The following is a 10499-nucleotide window of genomic DNA, read 5'->3' as shown; positions in this document are numbered from 1 at the left end:
GCTTGGGGGATCTAAAATGATGCCGTGATAGGTTCGTCCCCGACGTTGTTCTCTTTTGACAAATTTGACGACATCATCTACGATAAAACGAATCTTATGATCTTCCAGATGGGAAAGATGCATGTTTTCTTTAGCCCACTGTACCATGCCTTTGCTGGCATCTACATGAACAACTTCATTGGCACCGGCTTTGGCACAAGCCATTGTCGCACCTCCGGTATAGGCAAAAAGGTTTAAGATGCGAAGATCGCTTCGTTTTGATTTTTCAATGGTATCCATCATAAAATCCCAGTTGGCTGCCTGTTCCGGGAAAAGTCCGGTATGCTTAAAACCGGTAGGAGAGATTTTAAAGCGTAATCCGCGATAACCAATCGTCCAAAATTCTTTGATTTCTTTGATCGTTTCCCAGTGACCACCTCCGCTTTTAGAGCGATGATAGATCGCATCCGCTTTGTTCCAATCCGGATTCTCAGAATCGATTGGCCATACACAGACCGGATCGGGTCTTCTTAATATAATGGAATTCCAACGTTCCAGTTTTTCTTTGTTTCCTGTATCCAGGACCTCATAGTCCTTCCAATTCTTTGCACATTGATTCATGTTTCTTATTATAACATAGATTCTTGACGGTGTTGATATAATGTTAGTAATGAAAAGGAGCGAATCAGAATGTTTGTACAACTGTTTTGTAAGGATAGAAATCAAAAAGAAAAAGATGAATTGTATCAGGTTCTCGGTGCGATTGCCCATCGTGAAAATGTACAGATTGAAGAGCGTGGCGATGTTGTTGAAATGGAGGTCTGTCCACAAGGGAAGATCATTGTTCATGAAGAGGACAGAGAGGTCATTTTAAGTGCTAATACGCGTCATGCCGGTGCCGGTTTTCATGCGTTTTGCGTTGATATCTTTATGGATATTCAACAAGAACTGAACGGAGAATTTGAACTGGTGGATGATCTGGAATTTGATCAGGATGGAAATTTTCATCGGCTGCATCATCTGTATGAAGATGAGTTAGACTATTTAAGAGGCAATCTAGTGAAGCGAGAACCTGTCTTCTATAAGAACTATTTATACGATGAAACTTACTTTTTGCCGATGGAAAAAGAGAATGCGATTGCGACACCGATCGGTTATATCGACACCAAAGAGTTTTTACATATGGATCCGCATGATTTGATGGATTTGTTTTATGTGTGGAACGAATGGGATATGGATGCATCCTACTATAAAAATGCAGCTTTAACTTTATTGGCTAAAGAAGGGTATGGGCCTTATGCTTTGATGAACGATCATACGCATAAAATGGCAAATATGATCTGTGATTATATCGAACTGGCTTATAAGATGGATTCATCCATTCCGTTACCGATCAAAGAATATCGTTTATACATTCAACTTCTGCAAAGAGAAGATCAGCTAAAAGATCCGGTGAACATGGAACAGGAAGTATATCAATATCGTTTGATGGAAGTATATCACCTGTTTGAAAATGTAAAGGTCGTGGCGTTAGGTGCCTGTGAAAGAAGCTATGATCCGGTGACACAATCGCTTTGTCTGATGTCAGCTCGAAAGGAAGAACATGAGTGGGACTACTTGATTCAGGCATCTAAACAACCTTTGATTTGTTCACAATTGGATCAGCTGGAAAAAAAGGAACCGATTCAATATCGTGATAAGGCCGTTTGGATACATGAATATAAAGAAGATGGTATCTTCTTTTTAGAGGCCAAAATCGTTTCTATGGAAGAAGAGCTTTTCTTTCATTGTACGCTGAAAGAAGAGAAACAAATTCCGTATTTAAAACAATGTATCAAGGAAAGTGAGTTTGCGATCCTGGATTAAAAACAGAAAAAATGGATGGAAAACAGGGCTTGTTTTTAACGATGTAACACTTCATCTTAGAAATGATGTGAAACCGCTTTTAAAAATTGTAAAAAGTGATCAAAAGTGATAAAATTTGTACGAGTATAGAGCTAAGTACTTTAAAAGTAGGAGGATTTTACATGTTAAAAGGTATTGCGGCAAGTGCTGGTGTATCCGTAGCTAAGGTCTATAAACTGGAAACACCAAATGTAGTAATCGAAAAGAAACAGGGAGATGCCGAATCAGAAATCAAAAAATTTGATGAAGCTTTGGAGAAAACAAAAAAAGACATTGAAGGTGTCAAAGAAAGAGCTGCAAAACGCTTAAGTGAAGAAGAACTGGCTGTATTTGATGCGCATCTGATGATGGCAGGTGACCCAGAATTAGCCGGACAGATCAAAAATATGATTCAGAATGAATCAGTGAATGCGGAATATGCAACGGAAGTAGTTGCTACACAGATGGTTGAAATGTTCGAAAGCATGGATAACGAATATTTCAAGGAAAGAGCTGCAGACGTTAAGGACGTAACATTCCGTTTGAAATGTAATCTGTTAGGTTTGGTCATTCCGGATCTGACAAGCATTGATGAAGATTCAATCATCGTTGCTCACGACTTAACACCAAGTGATACGGCACAGTTAAACGAATATGTAAAAGGCTTTGCCACAGAAATCGGTGGAAAGACTTCACATTCTGCCATCATGGCAAACTCTTTGGAAATTCCTGCCGTTGTAGGATGCCCAGGTGTTATGGATGCAGTTAAGACAGGTGATGTATTGGCCTTAGATGCTTTAGATGGTGTTGTGGAAGTAAATCCAGATGAAGCTACAATCAAGGCATATAACGAAAAAGCAGAAGCTTATGCCAAAGAAAAAGAAGAATTAAAGGTTCTGGTTTCTGAAAAATCAGTGACAAAAGATGGTCATGAAGTAGAATTGGCCGGAAACATCGGTGGTTTCAAAGATGTAGAAGGCGTATTGAAAAACGGTGGTGAAGGAGTCGGCTTGTTCCGTACGGAATTCTTATACATGGATTCGGATCACTTCCCAACAGAAGATGAACAATTTGAAGCTTACAAACAAGTTCTGGAAGGAATGCAGGGTAAACGTGTAGTTGTTCGTACACTGGATATCGGTGGTGACAAACACTTGTCTTACTATGAATTCCCACAGGAAATGAACCCATTCTTAGGATATCGTGCAATTCGTTTGTGCTTAAAGGAACAAGATATCTTCCGTACACAGCTTCGTGCTTTGTGCCGTGCTTCCGTTTATGGAAGACTGTGCATCATGTTCCCAATGATCGCAACGGTTAAAGAATTCTGCGATGCCAAAGCTATTTTTGAAGATGTGAAGAAAGAACTGATCGCCGAAGGTGTTCAGGTAGCTGATAATATCGAAGTAGGTATGATGGTTGAAATTCCTGCCGCTGCCGTATTAGCTGATCAGTTTGCCCAATATGCAGACTTCTTCTCTATCGGTACCAATGACTTGATTCAGTTCTCTATGGCTGCTGACCGTATGTCTGAACATGTATCTTACTTGTACCAGCCATATAACCCAAGTGTACTTCGTCTGATTGCCAACACGATCAAAGGTGCTCATTCACAAGGTAAATGGGCTGGTATGTGTGGTGCCATGGCCGGAGAACCGAATGCCGTACCGATTCTGTTAGGATTGGGATTGGATGAATTCTCTATGAGCGCAACACAGATCCTGAAGGCTCGTAAAGTTGTCAAATCTTTGAGCTACGAAGAAATGAAAGATTTAGCTCAGGAATGCTTGAACAAACAAACAGCTGAAGAAGTATTAGAATACGTACAATCTAAAGTAGAACAGTAAATATCCTTTGAGGTATAGGGTTTGGCTCTATACCTTTTTTATTTTGCCAACACAAGAACCAATCACATGAGACTTTTATCAAGTATCTTAAAAAAAATAAATTTAATTCATAGTTTACCGATTTATTTTCGTATATATATGTAGGAGGGTCTCATATGATAGAATTAAATGCACTTGGTTTTTCTTTGAATAGTGATAAACGATTCTTTGATGCACAAAGCAAAAAGATATTATCGTTTAAATCAATTCAGGCTTGTATTCTTCAACAATGTTTAGAGGAATTCAAACATCTATCGCTTGATCAAATCTTTGACTTGATGCAGCGATCTTACTCACATCCTCAGCTTTTTTTCACACAATGTAGAAGATACCAGCATTCCGGATGCGATTATCAGATATGATTTTTTGTACTCTATCTAACATCCGCTTGACAATCATCGAGAGATTTTAATTCATTTGGAAGCACAGGGACAGGACACATATCGATATGCATTGCCACGCAGATGTTGATATTACATGTCAAGGTTGATTTCAGGACAAAAGAATGATCCTTTAGGATTTCAAAAATCTGATTTTGATGAAATCATAGATATTCGTTCTATCTGGATTTGTCTTCATCATGCGCATCAAAAAGATAATTGTTTTTTAGAATATCGAACGCAGGAGCATGTAAGAAGAGGTAACTTTCGCTTTGATCCGGAATGTTACGACTTTTCTCAAATCTATCTTTTGTATCCTTGTATCCATACTGATGCCAATATTCACTTGGAGGAAATTATGAATCGACCAAAAGATATTATGGAATTTCTTTCTTTATTGTTTTTATCAAATCGAGAATTTGATGAAATACGACTTATCCTAGAGAAAAAATATAATATAGTAGTAACGGAAGTACTAAAAACGGAGGTAGAGAAGATGTGTACATTTTCAGAGGGTGCTTTTTTGGCTTGGCAGGAAAGAGGACTTGAACAAGGGTTAGAAAAAGGTAAAGTAGAAACCTTGGTCGATAATATCTCCAGTTTATTGGAAAGTGGACTTATTTCCGATGTGCAACAAGCCTTTTCCATTTTACATGTCAAAAAAGACTTACAGTCAAAAGTATTACAACATCTCCAGCTTCATTAATTACATAAGAAAATAAAGAACCTTTCATAGATAAATCCTATTTTAAAAGGAGACTGATGATTACTTTTAAGTCTCCTTTTTAATGATGTGTCTAAGAAATGGATTTTTGTACTTGCTCCTGAAGCGCTCTGGCTTCTTTAATAGCTTTATGATAGTCCAGATTGTTTCGGATGTAAGGCTCTTTGTTCCAAACGAGGTCTTTTATACTTTGGTCATCACAGGTAATGCGCAGAATGATCTGCACAGGTTCATCACCATTAGACATTGATTGACTCAGTGCATTGGCCAGAGAATTCAAAACAGTTTTAGAAGCAGGTTTCTTAACCGGGACGATCTTCAGCTCAATTTTTGTATTGATGCGACATTGCATGATAGATCCTCTGATTTGATGATGTTGTTTTCTAATGTGATCATACAAATACCTACCTCTCTACTTTTTTTATAACACGTAGAATATCAAAAGTATAGTTATTTTTTACATTCTTTTAACACAGCAGTGTCCATGCTTTAACTTTCAGGACGTATGATAAAGACAAAGTTGAGGTAGGGAAAATGTTGTATGTCATGGGATTTTGTAGTATTTCATTAAGTGTTTTGAGTTATGCGCGTTCTAAGTTCTCTTCAAGTCTGATTCGAGAACGTTTAGAGATCATCGCATGTACACTCTTATTGGTGGGATTGATCTTTCTGGTGGGAACCTTTGGAATCTCAATGAGTGCTGTTTTAGCTTCCAGTTTGTTTATCTGTCTTGTGGCTCTTGTCTTTCAATTTCTGATTTAAAAATTAAACTTGAAATTTGATTCCTTTTAACATAAACTATACACATAAATGCGAGGAATAGAAGGAGTAGTTTTTCCGGAAGTTGTAGAGAGTTTCTGGTTGGTGAAAAGAAGCACAAAGGGAAGATGAAGGTAGTCTAGGAGCAGGTCTTTGAGTTGAGTAGAAGACATCGCAGACACAGCGTTATGTGTAATGAGGTATGTTTTACATACGAATTTAGGTGGTACCACGTCAAGCACGTCCTAATCGGATGTGCTTTTTTTATGAAGGAGGATGACTATGGAAAAAGAAATGGCACCCAAGTATGATCATTTACAAGTAGAATCCGGTAAATATCAAAATTGGATCGACCAAGGTTATTTTACAGCCGGGGATCTTTCAAAAAGACCGTATTGTATTGTGATCCCGCCACCCAATGTAACCGGTAAGCTACATTTGGGTCATGCCTGGGATACGACATTGCAGGATATTATTTGTCGGTATAAACGTTTACAGGGCTATGATGTGTTGTGGGTAGCTGGTATGGATCATGCCGGTATTGCGACACAGGCCAAGGTAGATGCTCGTTTAAAAGACGAGGGTATTTCTCGTTATGATATTGGCCGTGAGAAATTTTTGGATCGCGCCTGGGAATGGAAAGAAGAATATGCTGCAACGATTCGTAAACAATGGGCTAAATTAGGCTTGTCTTTAGATTATACAAGAGAACGCTTTACATTAGATGAAGGATTGAGCCATGCGGTACGAAAAGTCTTTGTCGATCTGTATAATGATGGCCTGATCTATCAGGGCGAAAGAATCATCAACTGGGATCCGGAAGCCAAGACCGCTTTATCCAATATTGAGGTTGAGCATAAAGAGATCAAAGGTCACATGTACTACTTTAAATATAAAGTGGTAGAAACCGGAAAAGAACTGGTGATTGCCACAACACGTCCGGAGACAATGTTTGCCGACCAGGCTATCTTTGTACACCCGGATGATGAACGTTATAAGGATATCATTGGCCTGCATGCGATTAATCCGGCCAATGGGGAAGAATTGCCGATCATGGCGGATGACTATATCGATATGGACTTTGGTACAGCTGTTATGAAGTGTACCCCGGCCCACGATCCAAACGACTTCATGTTGGCTAAAAAATACAATTTGCTGATGCCGATCTGTATGAATCCGGATGGCACGATGAATGAAATGGCACATAAATATGCCGGTATGGATCGTTTTGAATGTCGTAAGGCATTGGTCGAAGATTTTGAAAAAGCCGGTGTTGTCGATCATATTGAAGAACATATGCATCAGGTAGGACATTCACAACGTACCGGTGTAATCGTAGAACCATATTTAAGCAAGCAATGGTTTGTAAAGATGAAACCATTGGCCGATGAAGTTTTAAAAAATCAAAAGATTGAAGATCAAAAGATCAACTTTGTTCCTTCCCGCTTTGAAAAGACGTTTGAACAAGGGCTGGAGAATATCGAAGACTGGTGTATTTCCCGTCAGTTATGGTGGGGTCATCGAATTCCGGCCTGGACGAATAAGGCAACAGGTGAAATCTATGTAGGCATGGAAGATCCAAAAGATCCTGAAAACTGGCAGCAGGATGAAGATGTATTAGATACTTGGTTCTCCAGTGCTTTATGGCCTTTTTCAACTTTGGGATGGCCGGAAACAACAGACGATCTAAAACGTTATTTCCCAAATGATTGTCTTGTTACTGGATATGATATTATTTTCTTCTGGGTTGCCCGTATGGCTTTCCAAACACGATATTGTATGAAAAATCGTCCGTTTAAGGATGTATTGATTCACGGTTTAGTTCGTGATTCCAAAGGACGCAAGATGTCTAAATCCCTGGGTAATGGTATTGATCCGATGGATGTCATTCAAGATAAAGGAGCGGATGCCTTACGCTTCTTCTTAACGACAAACTCTACACCGGGCTTGGATCTTCGTTTTGATGATAAGAAGATGGATGCCGCCTGGAATTTCATCAACAAGATCTGGAATGCAGCTCGTTTTGTACAGATGCAGCTCCAGGATGAAAAGCCGGTATTAAAACCGGAAAATTTAAGTGCTGTCGATAAATGGATCTTGTCAAGAATGAATACGGTCATCGATCACGTGACGATGAATATGGACCGCTATGAATTTGCCATGGTAGGCAATGAATTGTATAGTTTTGTATGGGATGATTTCTGCAGCTGGTATATTGAATTAAGTAAAGCCAATTTATATAGTGAAAATCAGAATATCGTTGCTTCTACAAAAGCTGTACTGCTTACTGTATTGGCAAACATCTGTAAGCTATTACATCCTTTTATGCCGTTTGTAACGGAAGAGATTTATCAGTCGTTGCCACATGATAAAGAAAGCATCAATGTGGAAACATGGCCGGAAAAAGTTGAACTCGATGCCAAAGAAAACGAAAAAGAATTTGTCGATCTGGCTTTATCGATCATCGTAAAAGTTCGTGAGATCAAACAGGAATACAATATGAAACCAAGCAATCCGCTTGCGATATCCATTGTGGATGAACAGGGAAGTGTGATCGATCTTTCGGACGATTATAAACGCATTATCGACCGTATGTGTCATGTTAACTTTGAAACGATCGAAGATGAAGATATTTTGAGCCGTACTCTGGAAAAAGCGGTACTTCGTGTTCGTATGGGAGATTTGGTTGACTACAACGAAGAAAAAGAAAAGCTGGAAAAGGAAATTGAAAGACTTCAAAAAGAAATCAAACGTGCCAGCGGTATGTTGAACAATCCAAACTTTGTATCCAAGGCACCACAGGCTAAAGTCGATCAGGAAAAGGCAAAACTGGCTTCGTATGAAGATCAGCTTCATATGACACAAGCTAATTTAGAAGAGATCTTAAAGAAAATCGGTTAAGATTTACAAATGAAAGCTCCCATTGTGGAGCTTTTTATTATGGCTAAACTGTATGAATGATTCCTTTTGATAAAATATAAATAATTTAAGCAAATTAAAATAACTTACACAAAAGATAAGTTTTATATTGACATTAGTTCATGAGATGATAATATTTAGATACTAAAAGATTAAGAGTCTTAATGAAAGGAGATTAGTATGTCAAAACAAGAAACGATCGATTTGATCAATTCTTCTATGTTGTCTTTGATGGAGTTCACAAGAAAGTCCAGAGGGCCTATTAAGGGATTTCGGGCAAGAGATCTCAGTATTTTGATCTATATTTATACGGATAACGAACATCATCAGGTGACCATGTCACAATTAGCACAAAACTTAAAAGTGACACCGGCTGCTGCCAGTCAGATCATTACAGGTTATGAAAAAAATGGATGGGTAAAACGTGTTCGCTCTACCATGGATCGGCGAACGGTTTATATTCAGATCACGGATGATATCAAAGAGAAAATGTTAGAGAAATGGAGTTGTCATCAGGCTCGATTGAATGAATTTCTGGACATGTTGGGTCCGGAAGACTGTGAAAATTTTCACCGTATTCTAGAGAAGATGATTGGTTTTGTACAAGAAAAAATGCAGGAAGATTCGTGTGTGATGTAATGGAAAGAAAGGAATCGAATGAGCAAGCTATTCAGATATTTTAAGCCATTTATCGGAAGCGTTTTCTGTATTGTCGTCTTGTTGTTTGGACAGGCGTATTGTGAATTGAATTTACCGGATACGATGCAAAATATCGTAAATGTGGGAATTCAAAATCAGGGAATCACTTCCGGTGTGTATCAAAGAGTTTCCAAGAAAACGATGCAGGGCTATTTATTTTTGGCCGATGCGGATGTTAAGGAAGAAATCTTAGATGCCTATACTTTAGTTGAACCGACAAATGCCACTTCAAAACAGATTGATGAAGTTCCGGCCTTAGAAAAAGAACCGGTTTATTTTTTAGATACTGATCTGTCAAAAGAGTCTTTAGATCAATTAAATCAGGATTTAACACAGTTGCAGATGACATTTACGATGGTGATGCAGGCTATGCAAAAGGAAGGACTATCGCAAGAACAGCTGGCATCTTTTTTGATTGAAAATGGCTTAGAGACGTTTAAGGAACAAGCTGATGAGCAAATCAAAAGCCTAGGCGAATCGACAATCACTACGATGAGTGCCCAATTTGTATCTACGGAATACAAAAATTTAGGTATGAATATGACACAACTGCAACAAAGCTATATCCTTCAAAGTGGCCTTGTCATGTTGGCCTATGCACTGGCTAGTGGTATTTGTGCAATCTTAGTGGGCTATTTTGCCAGTCGGGTGGCCGCCGGTATATCATTTCACTTGCGAAATGATGTGTTTAAAAAGGTGACCTATTTCTCCAATGAAAACTTTGGGATATTTAATACCGGCACCTTGATTACTCGAACGACCAATGATATCCAACAGATTCAAATGGCAATCATCATGATCCTTCGTATCGTGATCTATGCGCCAATCATTGGAATTGGGGCCTTGCTTCATGTTCTGCAAAGTGAAGCCGGTATGACATGGATTATTGCGCTTTGCGTGGTTGTGATTTTAAGCATTGTCGGAGCTATGTTTGCCGTCGTGATGCCGAAATTTAAAAAGATGCAGAAATATACCGATAAGCTCAATAGTGTGGTTCAAGAGCTGTTAGATGGTATTCTTGTTATTCGTGCCTTCAACAATGAATCGGTAGAACAGAAAAAGTTTGATAAAGCCAATTTGGATATTACCAAGGTCAGTTTGTTTACGACACGTGCCATGGCCTTGTTGATGCCTTTGATGATGTTCTTGATGAACGGAACAACACTATTGATCTTATGGGTGGGTGCCGGTCAAGTGGACAGTGGTATGATTCAGGTCGGCAGCATTATGGCCTTCATGCAGTATGCAATGCAGGTCATCATGGCTTTT

The 10499-nt window shown here is 38.8% G+C and carries 10 protein-coding genes and 1 other annotated feature; of the genes, 8 read left to right on the top strand and 2 right to left on the bottom strand.

Annotation, left to right across the window (positions count from 1 at the left end):
* The coding region (locus tag U0M88_RS01890; RefSeq protein ID WP_331868731.1) for a class I SAM-dependent methyltransferase at positions 1–600 on the bottom strand (600 nt) is incomplete at its 3' end.
* A 69-nt stretch (positions 601–669) separates the two neighbouring features.
* On the opposite strand from U0M88_RS01890, the gene U0M88_RS01885 reads away from it, so the two are divergent.
* From U0M88_RS01885 to U0M88_RS01870, 4 genes are all read left to right on the top strand, one after another.
* Complete coding sequence (locus tag U0M88_RS01885) at positions 670–1845, top strand: hypothetical protein (protein WP_331868730.1); 1176 nt, start codon at positions 670–672, stop codon at positions 1843–1845.
* Between the two features lie 161 nt (positions 1846–2006).
* Entirely contained in the window at positions 2007–3710 is a 1704-nt protein-coding gene (ptsP, locus tag U0M88_RS01880; protein ID WP_331868729.1) for a phosphoenolpyruvate--protein phosphotransferase, read from the top strand.
* Between the two features lie 155 nt (positions 3711–3865).
* On the top strand, positions 3866–4111 hold the full coding sequence (locus U0M88_RS01875) for a hypothetical protein (protein WP_331868728.1): 246 nt from the start codon (positions 3866–3868) through the stop codon (positions 4109–4111).
* A gap of 115 nt (positions 4112–4226) precedes the next feature.
* The gene (locus tag U0M88_RS01870; RefSeq protein WP_331868727.1) at positions 4227–4835 is read left to right on the top strand and encodes a hypothetical protein; all 609 of its coding nucleotides are present in this window, start codon (positions 4227–4229) and stop codon (positions 4833–4835) included.
* Positions 4836–4926: 91 nt separating this feature from the next.
* On the opposite strand, the gene U0M88_RS01865 is transcribed toward U0M88_RS01870, so the two are convergent.
* The gene (locus U0M88_RS01865; protein WP_331868726.1) at positions 4927–5205 is read right to left on the bottom strand and encodes a hypothetical protein; all 279 of its coding nucleotides are present in this window, start codon (positions 5203–5205) and stop codon (positions 4927–4929) included.
* A 182-nt stretch (positions 5206–5387) separates the two neighbouring features.
* Between U0M88_RS01865 and U0M88_RS01860 the strand changes: the two genes are divergently transcribed.
* The 4 genes from U0M88_RS01860 to U0M88_RS01845 all read left to right on the top strand — a co-directional run.
* The gene (locus U0M88_RS01860; RefSeq protein ID WP_320802766.1) at positions 5388–5615 is read left to right on the top strand and encodes a hypothetical protein; all 228 of its coding nucleotides are present in this window, start codon (positions 5388–5390) and stop codon (positions 5613–5615) included.
* Positions 5616–5659: 44 nt separating this feature from the next.
* Positions 5660–5863 (top strand) — a binding site (T-box leader).
* 31 nt (positions 5864–5894) lie between these two features.
* On the top strand, positions 5895–8513 hold the full coding sequence (locus U0M88_RS01855) for a valine--tRNA ligase (protein WP_331868725.1): 2619 nt from the start codon (positions 5895–5897) through the stop codon (positions 8511–8513).
* 198 nt (positions 8514–8711) lie between these two features.
* Positions 8712–9170 carry a MarR family winged helix-turn-helix transcriptional regulator gene (locus U0M88_RS01850; protein WP_331868724.1) on the top strand — a complete coding sequence of 153 codons (459 nt, stop codon included), beginning with the start codon at positions 8712–8714 and terminating at the stop codon, positions 9168–9170.
* Positions 9171–9188: 18 nt separating this feature from the next.
* The coding region (locus tag U0M88_RS01845) for an ABC transporter permease (RefSeq protein WP_331868723.1) at positions 9189–10499 on the top strand (1311 nt) is incomplete at its 3' end.

This window comes from Faecalicoccus sp., assembly GCF_036552745.1.
GTDB lineage: Bacteria > Bacillota_I > Bacilli_A > Erysipelotrichales > Erysipelotrichaceae > Faecalicoccus.
The sequence above is the reverse complement of the archived record's forward strand: the minus strand, read 5'-3'. Positions and strand labels throughout refer to the sequence as shown.

Bases quoted from the DNA above. Each gene is read 5' to 3' on its own strand.
- U0M88_RS01885 (WP_331868730.1), top strand. From the start codon at position 670: ATGTTTGTACAACTGTTTTGTAAGGATAGAAATCAAAAAGAAAAAGAT.
- ptsP (WP_331868729.1), top strand. From the start codon at position 2,007: ATGTTAAAAGGTATTGCGGCAAGTGCTGGTGTATCCGTAGCTAAGGTC.
- U0M88_RS01875 (WP_331868728.1), top strand. From the start codon at position 3,866: ATGATAGAATTAAATGCACTTGGTTTTTCTTTGAATAGTGATAAACGA.
- U0M88_RS01870 (WP_331868727.1), top strand. From the start codon at position 4,227: ATGTCAAGGTTGATTTCAGGACAAAAGAATGATCCTTTAGGATTTCAA.
- U0M88_RS01865 (WP_331868726.1), bottom strand. From the start codon at position 5,205: ATGCAATGTCGCATCAATACAAAAATTGAGCTGAAGATCGTCCCGGTT.
- U0M88_RS01860 (WP_320802766.1), top strand. From the start codon at position 5,388: ATGTTGTATGTCATGGGATTTTGTAGTATTTCATTAAGTGTTTTGAGT.
- U0M88_RS01855 (WP_331868725.1), top strand. From the start codon at position 5,895: ATGGAAAAAGAAATGGCACCCAAGTATGATCATTTACAAGTAGAATCC.
- U0M88_RS01850 (WP_331868724.1), top strand. From the start codon at position 8,712: ATGTCAAAACAAGAAACGATCGATTTGATCAATTCTTCTATGTTGTCT.